Source organism: Bacillus sp. B19-2 (assembly GCF_022832475.1).
Taxonomy (GTDB): domain Bacteria; phylum Bacillota; class Bacilli; order Bacillales; family Bacillaceae; genus Bacillus; species Bacillus paralicheniformis.
In genome coordinates this window covers 305,781-324,717 of the sequence record NZ_JALHKQ010000003.1, presented here as the reverse complement: position 1 = coordinate 324,717, position 18,937 = coordinate 305,781, and the positions used below count along the sequence as shown (strand labels likewise).

At 47.2% G+C, this 18,937-nt stretch carries 18 protein-coding genes and 1 riboswitch; of the genes, 4 read left to right on the top strand and 14 right to left on the bottom strand.

Going from position 1 to position 18,937, the window contains the following annotated elements; all coding sequences use genetic code 11:
- Positions 1-129: 129 nt before the first annotated feature.
- Positions 130-510: a hypothetical protein gene (locus tag MST20_RS13975; protein WP_059231398.1), complete on the top strand. Its 381-nt coding sequence runs from the start codon at positions 130-132 to the stop codon at positions 508-510.
- Between the two features lie 260 nt (positions 511-770).
- On the opposite strand, the gene MST20_RS13970 is transcribed toward MST20_RS13975, so the two are convergent.
- The 7 genes from MST20_RS13970 to MST20_RS13940 all read right to left on the bottom strand — a co-directional run bounded on the left by MST20_RS13970 (position 771) and on the right by MST20_RS13940 (position 9,372).
- Positions 771-2,804, bottom strand: a complete 2,034-nt coding sequence (locus tag MST20_RS13970) for a glycoside hydrolase family 32 protein (protein ID WP_243942944.1) — start codon at positions 2,802-2,804, stop codon at positions 771-773.
- 116 nt (positions 2,805-2,920) lie between these two features.
- On the bottom strand, positions 2,921-3,748 hold the full coding sequence (locus MST20_RS13965) for a PTS system mannose/fructose/sorbose family transporter subunit IID (RefSeq protein ID WP_165427659.1): 828 nt from the start codon (positions 3,746-3,748) through the stop codon (positions 2,921-2,923).
- A gap of 21 nt (positions 3,749-3,769) precedes the next feature.
- Positions 3,770-4,573 carry a PTS mannose/fructose/sorbose transporter subunit IIC gene (locus MST20_RS13960; RefSeq protein WP_243942941.1) on the bottom strand — a complete coding sequence of 268 codons (804 nt, stop codon included), beginning with the start codon at positions 4,571-4,573 and terminating at the stop codon, positions 3,770-3,772.
- Positions 4,574-4,591: 18 nt separating this feature from the next.
- Positions 4,592-5,083, bottom strand: coding sequence for a PTS sugar transporter subunit IIB (locus MST20_RS13955; RefSeq protein WP_243942939.1), 492 nt, complete (start codon positions 5,081-5,083; stop codon positions 4,592-4,594).
- A complete protein-coding gene (locus MST20_RS13950; protein ID WP_243942937.1) occupies positions 5,083-5,520 on the bottom strand; it encodes a mannose/fructose/sorbose PTS transporter subunit IIA in 438 nt (145 codons plus the stop codon). The genes MST20_RS13955 and MST20_RS13950 overlap by 1 nt, the downstream gene beginning before the upstream one ends.
- A gap of 200 nt (positions 5,521-5,720) precedes the next feature.
- The gene (locus MST20_RS13945) at positions 5,721-8,507 is read right to left on the bottom strand and encodes a sigma-54-dependent transcriptional regulator (RefSeq protein ID WP_243942935.1); all 2,787 of its coding nucleotides are present in this window, start codon (positions 8,505-8,507) and stop codon (positions 5,721-5,723) included.
- A 406-nt stretch (positions 8,508-8,913) separates the two neighbouring features.
- Positions 8,914-9,372, bottom strand: coding sequence for a hypothetical protein (locus tag MST20_RS13940; protein ID WP_243942934.1), 459 nt, complete (start codon positions 9,370-9,372; stop codon positions 8,914-8,916).
- A gap of 118 nt (positions 9,373-9,490) precedes the next feature.
- Between MST20_RS13940 and MST20_RS13935 the strand changes: the two genes are divergently transcribed.
- Positions 9,491-9,751 carry a YrhK family protein gene (locus MST20_RS13935; protein ID WP_243942931.1) on the top strand — a complete coding sequence of 87 codons (261 nt, stop codon included), beginning with the start codon at positions 9,491-9,493 and terminating at the stop codon, positions 9,749-9,751.
- Between the two features lie 81 nt (positions 9,752-9,832).
- Here the strand turns inward: MST20_RS13935 and catA are convergent, their stop codons facing one another.
- Complete coding sequence (gene catA / locus MST20_RS13930; RefSeq protein ID WP_243942929.1) at positions 9,833-10,483, bottom strand: type A chloramphenicol O-acetyltransferase; 651 nt, start codon at positions 10,481-10,483, stop codon at positions 9,833-9,835.
- Between the two features lie 220 nt (positions 10,484-10,703).
- On the opposite strand from catA, the gene MST20_RS13925 reads away from it, so the two are divergent.
- Both MST20_RS13925 and MST20_RS13920 read left to right on the top strand, forming a co-directional pair.
- Positions 10,704-11,264 carry a bifunctional transcriptional activator/DNA repair enzyme AdaA gene (locus MST20_RS13925; protein ID WP_243942927.1) on the top strand — a complete coding sequence of 187 codons (561 nt, stop codon included), beginning with the start codon at positions 10,704-10,706 and terminating at the stop codon, positions 11,262-11,264.
- A gap of 4 nt (positions 11,265-11,268) precedes the next feature.
- Positions 11,269-11,838 (top strand): methylated-DNA--[protein]-cysteine S-methyltransferase, encoded by a 570-nt coding sequence (locus tag MST20_RS13920; RefSeq protein ID WP_243942925.1) that lies wholly within the window; start codon positions 11,269-11,271, stop codon positions 11,836-11,838.
- On the opposite strand, the gene kdpDN is transcribed toward MST20_RS13920, so the two are convergent.
- The 6 genes from kdpDN to MST20_RS13895 all read right to left on the bottom strand — a co-directional run bounded on the left by kdpDN (position 11,811) and on the right by MST20_RS13895 (position 18,931).
- Positions 11,811-12,959, bottom strand: a complete 1,149-nt coding sequence (gene kdpDN, locus MST20_RS13915) for a KdpD-like non-kinase potassium sensor (protein WP_243942924.1) — start codon at positions 12,957-12,959, stop codon at positions 11,811-11,813. The two genes, MST20_RS13920 and kdpDN, sit on opposite strands and share 28 nt — an antisense overlap.
- Positions 12,960-13,024: 65 nt before the next feature.
- The gene (gene kdpC, locus MST20_RS13910) at positions 13,025-13,585 is read right to left on the bottom strand and encodes a potassium-transporting ATPase subunit KdpC (protein ID WP_243942922.1); all 561 of its coding nucleotides are present in this window, start codon (positions 13,583-13,585) and stop codon (positions 13,025-13,027) included.
- A gap of 12 nt (positions 13,586-13,597) precedes the next feature.
- The gene (gene kdpB, locus MST20_RS13905) at positions 13,598-15,676 is read right to left on the bottom strand and encodes a potassium-transporting ATPase subunit KdpB (protein WP_377905055.1); all 2,079 of its coding nucleotides are present in this window, start codon (positions 15,674-15,676) and stop codon (positions 13,598-13,600) included.
- Between the two features lie 13 nt (positions 15,677-15,689).
- Complete coding sequence (kdpA, locus tag MST20_RS13900; protein WP_243942920.1) at positions 15,690-17,363, bottom strand: potassium-transporting ATPase subunit KdpA; 1,674 nt, start codon at positions 17,361-17,363, stop codon at positions 15,690-15,692.
- 25 nt (positions 17,364-17,388) lie between these two features.
- Entirely contained in the window at positions 17,389-17,466 is a 78-nt protein-coding gene (gene kdpF, locus MST20_RS21410) for a K(+)-transporting ATPase subunit F (RefSeq protein ID WP_152847393.1), read from the bottom strand.
- A 223-nt stretch (positions 17,467-17,689) separates the two neighbouring features.
- A riboswitch (cyclic di-AMP (ydaO/yuaA leader) is annotated at positions 17,690-17,832 on the bottom strand.
- A 250-nt stretch (positions 17,833-18,082) separates the two neighbouring features.
- Complete coding sequence (locus MST20_RS13895) at positions 18,083-18,931, bottom strand: aldo/keto reductase (protein ID WP_279600078.1); 849 nt, start codon at positions 18,929-18,931, stop codon at positions 18,083-18,085.
- Positions 18,932-18,937: the final 6 nt, after the last annotated feature.

The following is an 18,937-nucleotide window of genomic DNA, read 5'->3' as shown; positions in this document are numbered from 1 at the left end:
GGATGCCGCCTGCAAAAAGTGCATCGCGTGAAAAAGATAAACCGAATTTTTCAGGGAACAATGCCTCATTCTTTCATCTGTGATGAATGATACAATCCCCAGTGTAGTGACTAAAAAGGAGGACCAATCATGAAATTCAGCAAAATCGGTGCCTTACTGCTCACTTTGGCGTGTTTGCTTTTGCCTTTTTCTTCGGCGTCTGCAGCAGGTGCCGGTGTATGGGATAATATCGGCACATACGGCATGACATCGCAGACTCCGATCATTAAATCAGGCGGAGGGAAATTTTATTTTCACAACAACAGCTTTTATGGCTTTACTTTTACTCTGTATGAAGTTGACGGGGCGGGAAGCACGCCCGAAATCGTAAGAAAAAATATCTACGTCGGACCAAAAAGCAACAGTCCGGTGATCGATGTCAGCGATTTTACAGATGGTGCGAATAAAAAAGCAGAACTCGTCCTGTTTAAAGGGAACGATACATACATCACCGTTACTTGCTATGATTGAATTCCCCATAAACAGTAAGCCCGCCGTTTACAGACGGCGGATTTTTTGATGCTTTTGCGCTGCGCTCAAACAAACGCGGTCCCCTCTTTAAACCTGCGGGCACAAAAAAGTGCCTATACAACTTAAAAGTGCGTACTTCCGTTTCGGGTTCTTCTGTTCCATAAATAAATGATGTTTTGTTTGACATTGTTCTGTTTGTACTGAAAAGAAAACGGAGGGATCAATAAAAGGCTGGAATGCCCAGCATTCCAGCTTCATCGCTATCGATCAGTATAAACATGTTGGAAGACTGCGGTCGCATCCCATGCATTCAAGCCGAATACTCCCTCGGTAAACGTGGAATCCCGGGCGCTTATCACCAATCGGTCATCCAAGTAAATATAAAAGTTGGAACCGCGGGCCACCGCCTTCAGGTGATATTTCCGGCCGGCTTCTAGCGGTGTGCGGTGTTCGGCAATAACAGAGGCCGAGCCGTTTTCAAATTTGAAAAACTTCACCACATCATGCTTGGCATCCACATTGGCAAGGTATCCGTTTTGAACATCCTTGTCGGCCCGAAACACGAGAGCACCCGCCCCTCTGCCATTTCCATCCTTTACCGTGACATCTGCTTCATATGTGAAATCTGTTCCTTTTGCTGAAGATAAAATGAACGAATCCCCGTCAGAGCGTCCTTGTTTTCCATCAATCGTGTCGGCCCATACGCCGTTTACGGTCGTCCAGCCGGTCAAATTCGATTGAAAGGGCGATGTTCCCCATACTTTTTTCAGAGGATGAACCGTCATCGAATTCAGCTTGACAAACCCGTTTGATGCGTACGCTTCAATCCCTTTGCTGGATCGGTCCGGCAGAATAATGTCGGTGATCACCTGCCTCCCGTCGTTGCCGAATACTTCGACTGAAGAGCGGTCGACATAAATGCGCATCTTCACCTTCCCGCCGACCGGTTGCAGCGGGGCCGCATGCTTTCCGGTGTTAAAGTTCGGATGAAAGGAGACGTTTCCGGATTGGCTTCGGTCGACGAAGAGTGAAGCGCTGTTTTTGCTGTAGCCAATTTTCGTATATTGGTTTTCCCCTGTTCGGACTTTAAAGCCGAATTCGGCCGCAGTTCCGGTATTTACTTGAAATTCCGCATTGATTTCGTACGCATCACCTGACAGCGCTTTCAAAAAATTTCTGTTTCGAGGCGAAATGATCTTGTCTTTCCACCTTTGCGATGCACCCCTGATCGACTTCAGCTCCGCTACCGGAGCCTGAACAATTCTGAACCCCTCAGAAAACGCTTTCAATTTTAGTTCTCTCGGGATAGACATTGCGCTTCTCCACGGGGAAGTGGGAACATCGTTTGCGTATTGCCAATTGCTCATCCATCCTAACCAAAGCCTTCGTCCGTCAGACCGCGGGATATCAGACCAGCTGACAGCTGCGTAAAAGTCTTTGCCGTAATCTGTCCATAATACGCGATTCGGCGGGTTTTCATTTTTAAAGGTTGTTCCGTCAAAGCTTCCGACGAAATATTGCATGCCTGATCCTCCTGAGACAGCGCCGTCTCCAACACTGACTTGCATCACCCATTTCGTTTCATTCGGTCTGCCCTCTACAGGAAGCTCAAACAGATCCGGACATTCCCACACGCCTCCATGGCTGCCTTCTCCTTTTCCAAATTCGCTCGCATATGTCCACTGCTTCAGGTCAGGCGATGTATAGATTAGAATTCGGTCGCCGCCTGCAAGCAACATCACCCACTTGTTCGTCTGTTTGTGCCAAACGACTTTCGGATCTCGGAAATCTCTTTTTCCCGGATTTGAAATGACAGGGTTGCCTGAGTACTTCGTCCACGTCCTGCCTTTGTCATTGCTGTAGGCGATGCTTTGTACTTGTTCCCCGTCCCGGTCCTGCGTATAAATGGCAACGAGCGGCTTCTCCGTCCCTGTTTGAAACCCTGTTGTATTATGCCGATCGACGACAGCGCTGCCCGAAAAAATCGTCCCTTTTTCATCCGGATACAGCGCGACCGGCAAATGCTCCCACTTGACCAAATCTTTGCTTACTGCGTGCCCCCAGTGCATCGGCCCCCAGCGCAGGCCATACGGATGATATTGATAAAACAGATGATATTCCCCCGCGTAATACACCATCCCGTTCGGGTCATTCATCCAGTTTGCTTCCGGCGTGAAATGATACTTGGGCCGATGATCCTCGTTATAGTAGTCCGGGTCGGCCGCAGCTGCAGAAAACGCTTCCGGAAACATCATGGCCCCTATGATCCCCATCTGAATCATTCTCTTTTTCATCCCTTTTCTCCCCTCTTCTTCACACGGTTTTTAGTGACGGTCCAAACAGCCGCCCCCTTTTTGCGGCCGAATGGACCTGCCTCTCGAAAAGCTAAGAAAAGAATAACTAAGTCATTTTATGCCAAAAAACCAGTCCAATAGCCGACAATCCCGATAATAAAAATACCGAAAATCATGAGAAGAGGATTCACTCCTTTGCGAAGCATCCAGGCAGCGAGCAATGTCAATCCTAAAGGCAGTACCCCCGGCATGATGCTGTCTAAAATGTTTTGCACGGTCTGCACATCGACTTTGCCTGCATCATCCTTAATTCTTGACACGACGATCGGGATATTGATCGTCGTCCACTTGGAAACGAGCGCTCCCATTACAAACAGCCCGAGTATTGAAGCGCCTTCCGTCAGTTTCTGAATGCGGTTCCCGACCAAGTCCTGCAAAATTTCCATGCCTTTCACATAGCCGTACTTTAACCCGTAGTATTTTGTACTTAACCTGATCGCGTTGATTAAAAAGAAAAACAAAAGCGGGCCGGCGATATTTCCGCTTAAAGCAAGCGACGCTCCCAAGGCTGCCAGAACGGGACGCAACGTTCCCCAGAAAATCGGGTCGCCCACACCTGCCAACGGGCCCATTAAGCCGATTTTCATTCCATTGATCGCTTTGGCATCAATTTTTTTATTATTGGCCATTTCTTCTTCCATCGCAGCGGTCACGCCAAATATCGGCGCTGTCAGCCACGGATGCGTATTAAACCATTCCAAGTGGCGCTGGAGCGCTTCGCTCCGTTTCGCTCCCGGACCGTACAATTTTTTGATCGCCGGAATCATGACGTAGCAGTAGCCGAGCGCCTGTACACGCTCAAAGTTAAATGATCCGAGCAAAAAGTTTGAGCGGATAAACATACTGAAAATCTCTCTTTTTGTTAACCTTTTTTCTGTGCCCATTATTCGTCCCTCCTTCAATTGTTAAGCATCCAGATCATCGTCATCATCAAAAGCGGCCACGCTGCTGTCACTGGCGGCGGCAACCGCCCCCTGCGCATGATTTTTTTGCATCACTTGCTGATATAAAAATGCCAGACAGAGCCCAAGGGCACCGAAGCCGACTAAATTGAAATCGGTAAACGCGGCCAGCAAAAAACCGATATAGAAAAACGGCTTCAAATACGGTATGTTCATCATGTTGATGACCATCGCATACCCGACAACAACGATAATGCCTCCGCCGATTTGCAAGCCTTTTGTGATGACGTCCGGAATATTTCCTAAAAACGCCTGAACAGCGCTGACACTGATCAGAGCCACAATCAATGTCGGAATCATAACGCGCAGCGCTTGAAACGCCATGGCGGTAATATGCATGATTTCAATTCCTTTAAAATTGCCATCCTTTGCGTATTTGTCGGCGCGGTGAATTAAAAATACGGTGATCGTCCTGACGAAAATCGTCAGCGCCTGACCCGCAGCAGCCAAAGCCACCGCGACGGCAATCCCTTCGCCGATTCCCTGATCGGCGGTAATCACTAAAATGGTCGAAATCACGGAAGCGATGGCCGTATCGGGGGCCATTGCAAGACCGACGTTCATCCAGCCAAGCGCCATCAGCTCCAGCGTTCCGCCGAGAATGATGCCTGTTTTCAGATCCCCGAGAACAAGACCGACCAACGTGCAGGCAATCAGCGGACGGTGTGTCTGCCCTTCGTCCAATACACTACCGATACCTGTTATAGCTGCAATGACGAGCAGCAAAATAATTTGAATCGTTGACATCGCTTTAGAACCCTCCTTCTAGGATTTTGTTGCGTTTCTTAAAATCTGCATAAAGTCTTCGCTCGAATCTGACGGCAGCTGCCTCAGTTCCAGCTTCACGCCCGATCCGTGCAATTGTTCAAACGCTTTGATGTCCTTTTCAGTCACGCTGACCGATTTCGTGATTTGCCTGCGGTTATTCTCGAAGCGCATCCCGCCGACATTGACTGTTTCGATCGGAACACCTGCTTCGATTAAGGAAACAATGTCGCCCGGATTTTCGAATAACAGCATTGCCGTCGTATCTTCGTACCGCGGACTGTGAAACGCTTTGGCCATTTTGGAGATCGAAACGGCGCTGGCTTTCACATTTGAAGGTGCGACAGAAAGGATCAGCGTTTTTCTCATTTCGTCCTGCGCCACCTCATCAGAGACAACGATAATGCGGTCAGCAGCTTGGATTTTGATCCATCTTGTTAATACTTGGCCGTGAATAAAGCGGTCATCAATTCTTGCCAAAACGATTTTCATTACAATTCATCCTCTCTTCCCTGATTGGACTGACTGAATTTTTCCAATTGTTCGCTGCAGATTTGGAAGCATTCCCGGCTCATCTTTTTCAACTGGTTTAGCAGTTGTTTGAGCGGCATATGCTCCCTCAAGCTCAATGTCTCTAACAAAATCGGCAGGTTCACGCCAGCTGCCATATCAAATCTCCGCTCCTTCGCGATGTAAGGGGTCGCTGCGTTATATGGCGTCCCGCCGAAAATATCCACTAAAAAAAGCACCTCGTGTTCCTCCGGAATGTCCTTCAGCGTCTGATGATATTTTTCTTGCAGTGTCTGAATGCCTTCCCCTTTCAGAAACGGCACCGCGATCAGGCTGTCTTCTTCTCCGAATATCATCCCTGAAGATTCTTTTAATGCTGTGGGAAAGTTTCCGTGGCCGCTAATAATGACTGTAATCATGTACATTGCTCCTTTCTTTTTTCGTTCGCTTATTTATAATGCAAGTATCGTGCCAACAAAGTTGTATTAAGCGCTTTCATTGTATTTCAAGACGAATGATTTTCAAGTTTGAAACACATTCAAGCATAAAAATAAACCTGTATTAAAATGGGATTCCACTTAATACAGGTTTACCTGAAAAAATCGCTCATGGAAAACAGCTATAACTCTTCAGAAAAGATGGACGCGATAAATATTTTTTCATCTTCGCTGATCGCGAGTCCAAGCTTTTCTTCGTAAGGCTTTAATGTTTTCTCTGTGATATGAAGAACTTTTTCAAGCTGATCATTCATTTCTTCTTCCTCAGGAAAAGCGATCGGATTTTGTTTGATCACCCTTTCAAAAGCGAAAGCGGTATGCATGATGACTTTGATCAGCACCGCGTTGCTGAATGTGATGCGCAGTTCGTCTTGAACCGTCTGAAGCCACTCCAACAGCATGTCTATCATATGATAGGGATTCAAAAAGACAAGATACTTCTTCAGGCTGTCTTCGCACAGCTCCTTCACCACCACATTTTTACCGGATAATCCGCCGCTTACAGGGATATTGCCGTTTCCGATCACTTGCTGAATCACTTTTTCTCCTTCGCCTTCAATTAATACTTCTAAAGGCACGTGCGGAGCATCGATTTTAGGGTTCTTCGTGCCCACCGTGGCAAGGATCTCATACGCTTTTTCAATCTCTTTTATGCGGCTTGCTAATTTGATCGATGACACCGTCAAAATGCTGATTTGTTCATCGGATGTCCTGCTCACGATTGATGTTAAGATCTCTTCGAGCTTTTTCGCCGTTCCGCCGCCTGTCGTGCAAATGGAGACGATCGCCTTCTTTTTGCCTGAAACCCGCGGTTTATCGGCCCATAAATCGATGAAATCCTTTGTAACCGAATCGTAGATGGCGTGCAAATTCAAATTCAAATAATTCACCTTGCGGACGGCATCAAGCACCATTGATGTCGTAACATTGCTGATCGTTTTTATTTTTACGCCCGTTTGTTGTTCGAGCCTTGTTTCCAGCATCGCCAGCGATCCCATGTCGACAAGCATTAAAACACCTTCACCTTCATCAACCTGCTTCACTTTCTCCGCCAGACTGCTGACGATTTCCGCGGGTGAAACGGTCAAAGGCATATCAACCGCAGCAATCGGGGTGCTCCCCAGCAGTTCAGTGGCTACTTCAACCATAGAGCTCGCCGTGCTGTTTCCATGGGCCGCCACAACAATGCCCGTCCTTTTGTTTTCTTTCCATGATTTAATCGACTGAATCAGCATCGTCAAGTAGATCACTTCGATTTCCGGAACGGTTACTTTAAAATACGCTTGAATTTTATCTTTGAAAATCAGTGCGACCTCATATTCTTTCACATGGGTTTCCCTGATTTCATCTGTTTCCTGCGGGTTTAAGACATCAACCTGCTTTCCGCGCTTTAAAAATGCGGCGATGTGCATGCTCAGGAAATAGATGAATTTACGGTCGAATTTGCAGTCTAACTCATGTTCTGCGACTTCCTTTAATTCTTTCGTCATCTGAATCACGTCGTCTTCAACGAATTTGAGCAAACTGTGGTTTTGAAGCATTTTCTGATTAAAAAAGCTTCTGACGTGCAAATGAATATCCGTTAAAATATATTGATTGATTTGTTTTTTTGTTAAGCCTTCTCTATTCAGGATTTTCGCTTTTTCTTCTATGAGATGGTATAAGTTAAATGAGTCATCGATTTTCGTTGTGTCATCTTCCACAATCGGAGAGATGATCGTTGTAATGTTGACGTATTCAGAAATCATTTTGCTCCGTTCGATATTTTTGCTGCTGGACATCCAGTCCTGTTTGATCTCATCGGGAAGATCCCGGACGGTCAGTTCAACAACCTCGTCTTTGTCAAGGTTATTTAAAAATCCGTGCGCACAGACGAGCTGCACATTTGATTTCAGCTGCCCGACATTTCCGAATTTTGCAGAATGAATCAATGCATTATAGACATCGATATGCACATTTAAATTTTTTTTGATCCGCTCTGCTTCTTTCCCCAATAAAAACGTTGTCAGCTCCACTCTTTCTCCAAGGGACCGTTCATCGAGCGAAGGGATATGTACGGTCATCGGAATTCTCCGTAAAAATGTCTTCAGCAAGGCAGAACCCGGGTTTTCCGTTGTTGCGCAGATAAACAGGACTTTTGCCGTTCGCTTATGCTCTGTTTCACCAAGCCTGTTGTATGTGCCGCTGTCAATGAAATAAAACAGCATTTCCTGCCCCTCCGGCGGGAGACGATGAATTTCATCCATAAACAGAATGCCCCCGTCCGCCTGTTCGACTAATCCTGCTTTGTCTTCGCCGGCACCTGTAAACGACCCTTTTTTATGTCCGAACAATTGCGAGAGCAATAATTGAGGATTGTTATAATAATCGGCACAATTGAATGTGATGAACGGGGAATCGGGCTTCAATATGTTCGAATAAACGGCAAACTGGTAGATCCGGTTCGCAAACAGCGATTTCCCCGAACCCGTCGGTCCGAGCAGCAGCATGTGCAAGCCGTGCGGTGGATAAAAGACAGCCGCTTTCGCCTGAGAAATTGCCTTTTTCAAGCTCCCTTTAGCCCCGATCATGAGCTCGAGGGGATCGGCGGACATGTTGCGCGCCGGCTTTTTTTGGCCGTCAGCCAGCCGCTTCAGTTCTTCAACCTCCATCAACTCTGAGTTCCATTTGATGTTCAAGATGTTTTCAACGATTTCCACCGGGATGTAGCGGACGGGGAACGTTTTAATCTTGATCACCTTTTTGGCACGAACGAGATTGTTTAATTCAAAGCTGACATTTGAACGCTCCATTTGCAGCTGACCGGCGATTTCTTGAGCCGAATTTCCTTGTATCTTTAAAAGCTGATGGATATTCGTTTCACGAAAATTATCCAGCAGCTGATGGTAGATTTTATCTATTCTTTTCATATGTATCATCCTTTGTTCTCGATTAATCAACAAAAAGGCGGCAAACTTTCTTGAAGATTCAGAACTTTAAAGCCGAATCACAGGATAAAAAAAGATCTTTTACAGATTGACAACCCTGGCTCTCCTACTTTTATATCGATTTGATCGTGCTCTCATGACACAGTTTGGTGTTTTTGCTTCATCAGCATCTATAGAAACACCCCTCCCAAAGTAGCAGCTTGTCAATAGTGTATCATTATTGAGAAAATATTGGTGAAAACATCCCGTATTTTTCTCTACATGTAAATGTTTTGTGAAAAGCTCTGCTGATCAACGTTCACTTCGATATCATGTTGGCCGAACGACCGGCTGCCTTAATCTTCACAAAAAAGGCCGTTGACGGTTCAACGGCCTCTTTCTTCATGATTCATCTCCCTTTGAAAATAAACGATTCCTTTAAAAGTCTGCCTTCTCTCCCTTTTTCCGTCCAAATCAAGTCCACTTCCAATTCGGTCGCTTTCTCTGCCAATAGCAAATTCCGGTGCTTGACAGGGCTTCCGTCATTTAAGCTTTTGGCTAAAGAGACCGCATTTTCGTGAGGAATGTTCCAAAGCGAAAATTTCGTCGAAGAATTGGGCTCATTCCGGTAGAGATAAATTTCCGCGGAAGCTACATCGTGTCCAATGTTTTTGATTTCGACAGCATAAGTATGAAACGTTTCTTTTTCCGGCTTCGCCATTCCGTTCCCGGCTTCGGCTTTACCGATTTGAACTTCCCATTGTTTTGAAGCTTGTTTAACCGGCAATTCTTCAAACGTCAGCGCTTTTGTTTCAAATGTCGGAACAATCAAGCCGAACAGGCACAATGCACATATGAATAACCGCATATTTTTCACTCCTCGATGGTTTATTTCCCTATGTTTTTCCTTATTCATAAATCCTATGTATACCGACGTTTCATTCCTGCTTCCGGCAGGGTAATAAAAGGACTGGAGGGATCAAGCAATGCCGCAAAACCAAAACAATCGATACGAACTCTTTTTCAAAAAAAGATACAAAGTTCTTCATACATTAAACGATTTTCTCATCGGTCTTTTATTCCTTGTCGGAAGCTTCTGCTTCTTCTCCGAGGAACTGAAGCCGGTGGGAATATGGATGTTTGTGATCGGCAGCTTTCAACTGTTAATCAGGCCGACGATCCGTTTGGTTCATGATTTTCATTACCGGAAGTTTGTTGAGAGCCGGCGTTCCAAATGCCGTGAGTAAATTTAAACAGCAGTGAGAGATGTTAAGATGCCCGCTAAGAAGTGCATAAAAAAAGGCCGAATCCTATCGGCCTTTCCTCTGTCACACAAGCCACTCCTCACAATCGGCGGCAAGCCGTTCCAACTCGTTCATAAAAGCGCCGGCATGATAGCCGTCACACACTGCATGGTGTACTTGCAGGGAAACGGGCAAGAATGTTTCACTGCCTTCTGAAAAATATTTCCCGTTTGTAATTATCGGCAGCAAGTGTTCGCTGTTATCTAGGTTTAAATTAAAGTTTGTAAAGCGCACCCATGGAATAGAAGAAACTGAAAACGTATTGGGCGGGATGTCCGGCTTAGCCCACAAGCCCTTTTTGTCTCCAAAGCGCTCAGCATCCTGAAGATATTGACGATAAAACCGTGAGAAATCATCTGAGTATTCTGTCCAGAGGGCGGAAAACGTTTGGTCATCCTGATGAAAAATCGTATAGCACGGATGCATTTGTTCCCAATATCCCAGCTGTCCTTTGTCGTTAAAAGTTGTTCTAAACTCGGGACGCGAATGAATGGCCTTTGATACGATATAAATAAAAGCCGGGTACAGCTTGAGCTTCTTTTTCTTGAGTACGGCGAGCAAATTTGTCACATTGACGTTTGCCGTTATACTGAAAGAACATTTCGCTTCCTTCATGTAATGGTCAAAATAAGTTTTTCTATACCAAGTGTCGAGCTCGATTGTTTGAAAATTCATGTTTTACCTCCTAAAATATAGCTTTTTTATTTTAGGAGGCCTGCTTCACTGATTTCGGCAATATTCTCACCTCATCCTGTATTGTAAAAGAATTGTAGCGCGTTTCGGAAGTCCAAGCAACAGTCCCTCTTCTTCTTCTTTGTCTTCTTGCTGTGCCATTCTCCGCCTCTCCACCTCCGGCTGTCATTTAGGTTATACTGACATAGATCGGGGTGAAGATATGAACAGCAAATCACGATTGACGCCTGAAAGGTGGCGGGCGATCACGGAAAACGATTCCGCCTATGACGGCGTTTTTTATTACGCGGTCAAAACGACCGGGATATTTTGCCGTCCTTCCTGCAAATCGAGAGTTCCGCAAATCGAAAATGTGCAAATCTTTTTCAATGCAAAAGATGCCTTATCAGAAGGGTACCGCCCCTGCAAACGCTGCAATCCGGCCGGGGCGCTGCTGCCAGATGAAGAGCTGGCACAGCGTGTGACGCAAATCATCGAGGAATCTTATCGCGATCCGCTGTCTCTGCAAGCTTTGGCTGACAGGTGCCATATCAGCCCTTTTCATCTGCAGCGGACATTTAAACGAATCAAAGGCGTTTCGCCGACTGAATACATCCTGCAGAAAAGGATTGAGAAAGCATTCGATTTGCTTGCCCATTCAGAACGAACGATCGCAGAAATCGCAGCAACGGTAGGCATCGAGAATGCGGATTATTTTGCCGCTTTGTTTAAAAAGAAAACAGGACAATCGCCGACATCATACCGGCAAATGAAACGGAGGTAAACATATGGAAGATCGAATCGTATACTGGCGTACGCTGACTTGCCGCCGCTGGCAGATTCACATTGCGGCGACTGCCCGCGGGCTCTGTTTTACAGGGGCATGGAATCAAGGCTTCAGGGAGCTGGCCGCTTGGGCTGAAAAAAGGCACGCACAGCCAGTTTTCATTCGGGATGACAAAGGGTTGGCAGAATACGCCGAGCAGATTCAGGCGTATTTTGATGGCAAGCGGACTCATTTCAGCTTTCCTGTTGACCTTGCCGGCACGCCTTTTCAGCTGGCTGTATGGCAGGCGCTCTCCGAAATTCCTTTCGGCAGCACGTGTTCCTATTCCGATATCGCCGGGCATATACAAAAGCGGAACGCTGTCCGGGCCGTAGGCGCTGCGATCGGCGCAAATCCGCTGTTAATGGTGGTGCCGTGCCATCGGGTTATCGGCAAAAACGGGCAGCTCACGGGATACCGGGGCGGATTGGAGATGAAAAAAGAACTGCTGAAGATGGAGGCCGCAGGCGCCGCTGAACATCCTTTGACAACGGCATCCCAATCTCAAGCTTTCTCATCCGAGACAATGTGAAGGTCGATTCCGTCTGTATGTCTCATTATGCTGTTGACAATCGAGCCTTTTCTGATTTCTTCCCATCGCGATCGGGCGGATTGGCCGAGCACGATTTGTGTAATGCCATGCTGTTTCGCTGTATCGGTGATTGTTTCGGAAATTCGCCTTTTGTTTGAGTGTTTAAAAATAAATTCGGCGCCGAATTGTGCACAGAGCGTCTCCCATTGCCCGATTTTATCCCGTTCTGTTGGGGCCAGCTTCTCCTTTGACATGCGCGACACGTTTAAAACGAGCAGATCGGCCTTCAGCCGGCTTGCGATTCTCCACCCGCGCCGAATCAGTTTTTCGGCATTTTTTCCGTATTGGACGCACACCAAAATCTTTTCATTCGTTCCCCTCGGCCGGCGACTGCCGTTCGTCCGCTCCAGGCGGTCATCCACATCATCTGCGACTTCACGCAAGGCGAGTTCTCTCAACGCAGCTAAATTATTTTTCGTGAAAAAATGGGTTAAAGCCTGTTGTATCTTATGTTTTTCATATACCTTTCCTTCCTGCAGCCGCTTTTGCAATGTTTCCGGAGTGACGTCAATCAAGATGACTTCATTCGCCAATTCCAACACGCGGTCCGGGATCCGTTCTCTCACTTTCACCCCGGTGACATGCTGAACGATATCATGGACGCTTTCAATGTGCTGGATATTGACGGCGGACAGCACGTTGATGCCTTCCTGTAAAATATCTTCAACGTCCATGTACCGCTTTTCATTTTTCGAACCTGGCACATTGGTGTGTGCTAGTTCATCGACAAGCACAAGGTCCGGCTTCCGGTCAATAATCGCATCGACATCCATTTCCCCCATCGTTATCCCTTTATATGAAATGTTTCGTTTTGGAATGACTTCTAAACCTTTGACGAGTGCGGCCGTGTCTTTTCGTTGATGCGTTTCGACAAGGCCGATCACGACATCGATCCCTTCACGCTTTAAATCGTGTGCTTCCTGGAGCATCCGATACGTTTTTCCGACTCCCGGCGCAGAACCGATATAAATGGTCCAATGCCCTCTTTTCAGCTCTTCAATTTCGGCCAGCAGCTCTCCCGGCGTCTTCCTTCGATAATCACGGGTGTTTTTTGTCCGCATTGCAGCATCTCCGCTTTCTCATCAAGTTTTTCCCGGTGTCGTATGATCAGACACCGGGAAGCATTCTACTTCAGTTTTTCTTTTAAATCGATATTGAGAAGCAGCACGTTGACGCGCGGTTCACTTAAGAAGTCGCTTTTGGTATGCTGATGAACAAGCTGCACAAGCTCTTTCTCCGGCAGCCCTGTCAGCCTGCTGATTCTCGGAATTTGCGCCATCGCCCCGTCAGGACTGATATCAGGGTCTAATCCTGAAGCGGAGTTCGTGACTAAATCGACCGGCAGTTTACTGATAGGAACATCAGGGTTTTCCTCCTTCCATTTTTCAATTGAAGCTTTCAGCCGTTTCAGCAAATCGGGATTTGACGGCGCTTCGTTTGGCGATCCAGATCCTGCGGCATCATAATTGATGCTGGATTCTCTCCCTTGAAAGAGCCGCAGGTCTCTAAACCGCTGGCCAATGAGTTCAGAGCCGATGACATTCCCTTTCTGGTCATACATAAGACTTCCATTTGACTTTCCAGGCATGGCGGCTTGTGAAATCCCTGTCAGCGCAAGCGGATATCCAAGCCCGCAAACCAGCATCAACAGCAGGCTGATTCTGAAGATTACTCCGATTTCTTTCATGACGATTCCTCCTTACAAAATAATCTGAAGCAGCATATCGATCAGCTTGATTCCGATAAAAGGGACGATGACGCCGCCGAGGCCATAGATCAATAAATTGCGGGCCAGCAATGCATTCGAGCTCATCGGCTTATAAGCAATTCCTTTCATGGCTAATGGCACAAGGAGCGGGATGATCAGCGCGTTAAATATCAGCGCAGATAAGATCGCTGAAATCGGCGAACCAAGCCCCATGATGTTCAGCGCGTTCATCTCGGGAATCGCCAGCATAAACATCGCCGGGATGATGGCAAAATATTTGGCAATATCGTTTGCGATGCTGAACGTTGTCAATGCGCCGCGCGTCATAAGCAGCTGCTTTCCGATCGAGACGACTTCAATGATTTTCGTCGGATTCGAATCGAGGTCCACCATATTCGCTGCTTCTTTGGCAGCTGTTGTGCCGCTGTTCATGGCAAGACCGACATCAGCCTGCGCCAGCGCGGGCGCGTCATTGGTTCCGTCGCCCGTCATGGCGACAAGCTTTCCTTCAGATTGTTCGCGCTTGATCACATTAATCTTGTCTTCGGGCTTGCTTTCGGCAATAAAGCCATCAACGCCCGCTTCCCTTGCGATCGTAGCGGCCGTTAACGGATTGTCGCCTGTGCACATCACCGTTTTGATCCCCATTTTGCGAAGTTCGTCAAAGCGCTCTTTCATGCCCGGTTTAATGGTGTCTTTTAAATAAATCAAACCGAAGATTGTTCCGTCTGCCGCAACAGCCAGCGGTGTGCCGCCTTCTTTTGAAATCCGTTCGCTTTCCAGATCGAGATTCGAAGGAATCGTTCCGCCATTGTTGATCACCCACTTTTTCACGGCATCGACAGCGCCTTTGCGAATACGCCTTCCGTCAGGCAGGTTCACGCCGCTCATTCTCGTTTCCGCCTTGAATTCAATAGGTTCTCCTGCTTCAGCAACGGACGAGTCATAGTGAATCGAGAGTTTATCAGCGAGTTCGAGGACTGAGCGTCCTTCCGGTGTTTCGTCATGGATGGAGCCAAGCGCCGCATATTCACCAACGGTTTGAAGCGATTCATCGCCGACAGGGACAAATTCCCCGGCCATCCGGTTTCCAAAAGTGATCGTCCCTGTTTTATCAAGAACAATCGTATTAATGTCGCCCGCAGCCTCGACAGCTTTCCCCGACATCGCCAGAACGTTGAAGCGGGTCACGCGATCCATTCCCGCGATCCCGATGGCTGACAGGAGCCCGCCGATTGTCGTCGGTATAAGACAGACAAGCAGGGCAATCAAGACGGCGGGATCAATTTGAAAACCGAGATAGGACGTGAAAAACGGGAGTGTCGCAACAACTATCAGAAAAATCAGCGTTAAACTCGTTAAAACCGTATTCAGCGCGATTTCATTCGGTGTTTTTTGCCTTTCAGCCCCTTCGACTAAAGCGATCATCTGATCGAGGAATGTTTCACCCGGATCACTCGTGATCTTGACTTTAATCGAATCGCTGACGACCCGGGTGCCTCCCGTAACCGAGCTGAAATCGCCGCCTGCTTCCTTGATGACCGGAGCAGACTCTCCCGTGATGGCCGATTCGTCTACTGATGCGAGACCCGCGATGACTTCTCCGTCGCCAGGTATCATTTCTCCCTGGGAGACGATGACGATGTCGCCCTTTCTAAGCTCGGCAGACGACACCTTCTCAATGCGGTCATCCATTACTTTATTGGCCGAAATCCCTTTTTTCGTCTGTTTTAAAGAGTCGGCTTGCGCCTTTCCTCTTCCTTCAGCCAGCGCTTCGGCGAAATTCGCGAATAACACGGTGACTAGCAAAATGAAAGAAACCGCTGGATTGAACCAGGGAGCCGCCGTACTGCCGAAAAAACTGGGAAACAAGGAAAGCAGAACCGTTATGAAAAATCCGACTTCTACGACAAATATAATCGGATTTTTGACCATAATTCGCGGATCTAATTTTAAAAAGGCATGTTTGACCGCATCTTTGATGATCGTGTCGTTCATCGTTTGTTTTGTTGTGTGAACGGCATCGGCATCCGGTGTGACCTGTTGACTGGAATGATGCAAATCGTTCATAAGTAAAGCCCCCTTATCGTAATGTTAAATATTCTGCGGCCGGTCCCAACACAAGCACCGGAAAGAATGTTAAAGCCCCGACGATCAGGATCGAAGCGATAAAAATCCCGCTGAACAAGCTTGAATCGGTGCGAAATGTTCCGATTGTTTCCGGAACGGTTTGCTTTTTCAAAAGTGACCCCGCAACTGCAAGCAGTGTGACAATTGAAAAATAACGGCCGATAAACATCACAATTCCCGTCGTTATATTCCAAAAAGGCGTCGCGTCTCCGAGCCCTTCAAATCCTGAACCGTTATTCGCGGCTGAAGACGTATATTCGTATAAAATCTGGCTGATCCCGTGAAATCCGGGATTTGAAATTGCGCCCTGACCCGCTTGCGTCATGAGGGCAAGCGCTGACGCCCCTAAAATTAACAATGGATGGATCAGCAGAGTGACGGCTAAAAGCTTCATTTCTTTTCCTTCAATTTTTTTGCCTAAAAACTCAGGCGTTCTTCCGACCATTAATCCCGACAGAAAAACCGCAACCATCGCGTATAGAAGCATGTTCATCAATCCGGCGCCTATTCCGCCAAACACCGTGTTCAGCATCATATTAAGCAATGCCAAAAGACCCGTTAGTGGCGTGAGCGTGTCGTGCATCGTATTGACGGCCCCTGTCTCGCTCGCGGTTGTAACCATCGCATAAAAAGCTGAATTCAATGTTCCAAACCGTACTTCCTTTCCCTCCATGCTGCCTTCTGTGTGCTCGATTCCGAGCTGATTGATGACGGGATTTCCTTGGGATTCCGCCATGAAAGCTGCCCCGGCCGAAAGCAAAAACAGAAGACCTGCGGAAATAAAAAGAATGCGGCCTTGCTTCAGGTTCCCAACCATTTTCCCATACGTAAACGGCAGTGAGATGGTAATCAAGAGCATTAGTAAAATTTGAATCGCATTGCTCCATCCATTCGGATTTTCAAATGGATGAGAAGAGTTGACGCCAAAATACCCCCCGCCGTTGTTCCCCAGCTCTTTGATGGATAGAAAGGACGCCACCGGCCCCCGCACAATGGACTGCTCCCCGCCGCTCAACGTATGGGCTGTCACTGAACCATCAAGTGTCTGCGGTACGCCTAAGGCGACGAAAACAAGCGATACCACAACTGTGATCGGCAGTAAAATCCGCGTGATCGAACGGACCAAATCGACAAAAAAGTTGCCGAGCGGTTTCCCGGCGAGCCCTCGAATCATCGCAACCGCCGCTGCCAGCGCCGTAGCGGGAGCGGCAAACATTAAAAAGGTGATCGCAATCATCTGCGAAAGCATGGACAGACCGCTTTCGCCGCTGTAATGCTGCAAATTTGTATTCGTCATAAAACTGACTGCCGTATTAAAAGCCAGGGTGGGTTCCATTCCCGCGACCTTTTCAGGATTTAAAGGCAATACACCCTGCAGACGAAAAACGAGATAAACCAAGAAGATCATCGCCGTATTCGTGAGTACCAGCGCGGCGGCGTATTTCTTCCACGATTGGTTTTCTCCTTTTACTCCGCCCAGCCTAAGCAGCAAGCGTTCCGCCGGAAGGAAAAACCGGTCGATTTTGGACGGGGCGCCGTCAAATACTTTCGCTATGTAAAGCCCCATTGGTTTGGCTGCCAACAATGCGGCAAGCAGGATAAAACAGATGGATATGAGCGACGTCATTTCAATACCCCCAATTTGTGTACAATTAAAATTTCTCAGGATTCAATAAAGCATAAGTCAAATAGATAAACATGGCGGCTGCTCCCGCTGCCAATATCGCCATGGCAATCACCCTTTCCCATTTATGATTGATCAGCGGTTTTCCCCGCCCATCTCAGCAACAGAAACATCATTCCCGCCAAACTTGCGACAATGGCCAGCATCACGACATCCAGCACTTCACTCACCTCCTTTCATATTTTTTGCACGAAAAAAAGCCGCAAGAGAACAAACCTCTTACGGCTTTTTTGGGCACAGTTAAGAAACCGTGCTTTATGCACGTTTTTTGGTTCTCTTTAAACGCTTGCGAGGTTAGCTGTCGGATTCAGGTGCAAAGAGTCACCTTACCTTGAAAAGGATTCACCCCAAGTGGCAGCGCCACAAAAAATTGGTTCCCCCGCTTCCAATCGGAATTCAGCGGTTACGTTAATTGGAAATTTTATTCAGTTTTTTGATGAGATTTATATTACGCCCGTTCAATCATCGTGTAAAGTTTCATAAATGATCAAATTTCCTCGTTTATCACTTTTATAACCTTTTTCACACAGTTTATGACTTATTACCTTCTTTTTTCTCTTAATATCTCATTTTCTCTTTCACATTATGTCCTAGCCTGTGAAAAACGGCGGATAAAAAATGTGTCGAAGCCCCGTTCGAAAATTTGAACGGGGCCGTTTTTGTTAAAAGTCAAAATTATCAGGATCAGGACCGACACGAGTGTTTTCATTCAGCCCGTCAATTTGCTTCATTTCCTCGATGGTCAGTTCGAAATCAAATATGTCCGCGTTTTGGGCAATGCGCTCCGCTTTTGTCGACTTTGGAATGGTGATGACTCCGTTTTGCAAATCCCAGCGTAAAATGACTTGAGCGGGTGTCTTGCCGTGCTTGTCCGCGATATCTTTCAGCAGCGGGTGGCTGAGCAATTGGCCTTGCATCAGCGGCGACCATGCTTGAAGCTGGATGCCATGCGAACGGCAAAACGCTTGCAGCTCTTTCTGCGTCAGCCGCGGGTGATACTCGACCTGGTCGATGACCGGTTTGACGGCGGCATCTTTCAGCAAGTCTTCCAGATGGTGAACGTGAAAATTGCTGACGCCGATTGCTTTGACGCGACCTTGTTCATAAAGGGTTTCAAGTGCTTTCCACGCCGCTTTATAGCGCCCTTCAACAGGCCAGTGGATCAGGTATAAATCCAGGTAATCGAGCCCGAGCTTTTCGAGACTCGCTTCGTAGGCTGCAATCGTTTCGTCATAGCCTAAATCGTCATTCCAAACCTTTGATGTTACAAACAAGTCTTCTCTAGAAATTCCGGCTTCTTTCAACCCTTCGCGAATTCCTTGGCCAACCCCTTCTTCATTTCCGTAGATGGCTGCCGTATCAATACTGCGGTAGCCGTGCTTGATTGCCGTTTTTACGGCTTGCACCAGTTCGGGCCCTTCTTCTACTTTAAACACGCCAAGTCCAAACCAGGGCATGGCCGTTCCGTTATTCAATGGGATTCGATCTTGCAAATTTTTTGCCGTCATCATCTCATT

What these genes read in the sequence shown, in the direction of transcription:
- kdpA (WP_243942920.1), bottom strand. Translation starts at nt 17,363, where the DNA reads ATGACGTCGCTCATATCCATCTGTTTTATCCTGCTTGCCGCATTGTTG.
- MST20_RS13945 (WP_243942935.1), bottom strand. Translation starts at nt 8,507, where the DNA reads ATGAAAAGAATAGATAAAATCTACCATCAGCTGCTGGATAATTTTCGT.
- kdpC (WP_243942922.1), bottom strand. Translation starts at nt 13,585, where the DNA reads ATGAAAGAAATCGGAGTAATCTTCAGAATCAGCCTGCTGTTGATGCTG.
- MST20_RS13955 (WP_243942939.1), bottom strand. Translation starts at nt 5,083, where the DNA reads ATGAAAATCGTTTTGGCAAGAATTGATGACCGCTTTATTCACGGCCAA.
- MST20_RS13920 (WP_243942925.1), top strand. Translation starts at nt 11,269, where the DNA reads ATGGAAGATCGAATCGTATACTGGCGTACGCTGACTTGCCGCCGCTGG.
- MST20_RS13975 (WP_059231398.1), top strand. Translation starts at nt 130, where the DNA reads ATGAAATTCAGCAAAATCGGTGCCTTACTGCTCACTTTGGCGTGTTTG.
- MST20_RS13965 (WP_165427659.1), bottom strand. Translation starts at nt 3,748, where the DNA reads ATGGGCACAGAAAAAAGGTTAACAAAAAGAGAGATTTTCAGTATGTTT.
- kdpB (WP_377905055.1), bottom strand. Translation starts at nt 15,676, where the DNA reads ATGAACGATTTGCATCATTCCAGTCAACAGGTCACACCGGATGCCGAT.
- MST20_RS13940 (WP_243942934.1), bottom strand. Translation starts at nt 9,372, where the DNA reads ATGCGGTTATTCATATGTGCATTGTGCCTGTTCGGCTTGATTGTTCCG.
- kdpF (WP_152847393.1), bottom strand. Translation starts at nt 17,466, where the DNA reads ATGGCGATATTGGCAGCGGGAGCAGCCGCCATGTTTATCTATTTGACT.
- MST20_RS13950 (WP_243942937.1), bottom strand. Translation starts at nt 5,520, where the DNA reads ATGATTACAGTCATTATTAGCGGCCACGGAAACTTTCCCACAGCATTA.
- MST20_RS13960 (WP_243942941.1), bottom strand. Translation starts at nt 4,573, where the DNA reads ATGTCAACGATTCAAATTATTTTGCTGCTCGTCATTGCAGCTATAACA.
- MST20_RS13895 (WP_279600078.1), bottom strand. Translation starts at nt 18,931, where the DNA reads ATGATGACGGCAAAAAATTTGCAAGATCGAATCCCATTGAATAACGGA.
- kdpDN (WP_243942924.1), bottom strand. Translation starts at nt 12,959, where the DNA reads ATGCGGACAAAAAACACCCGTGATTATCGAAGGAAGACGCCGGGAGAG.
- MST20_RS13925 (WP_243942927.1), top strand. Translation starts at nt 10,704, where the DNA reads ATGAACAGCAAATCACGATTGACGCCTGAAAGGTGGCGGGCGATCACG.
- MST20_RS13935 (WP_243942931.1), top strand. Translation starts at nt 9,491, where the DNA reads ATGCCGCAAAACCAAAACAATCGATACGAACTCTTTTTCAAAAAAAGA.
- catA (WP_243942929.1), bottom strand. Translation starts at nt 10,483, where the DNA reads ATGAATTTTCAAACAATCGAGCTCGACACTTGGTATAGAAAAACTTAT.
- MST20_RS13970 (WP_243942944.1), bottom strand. Translation starts at nt 2,804, where the DNA reads ATGAAAAAGAGAATGATTCAGATGGGGATCATAGGGGCCATGATGTTT.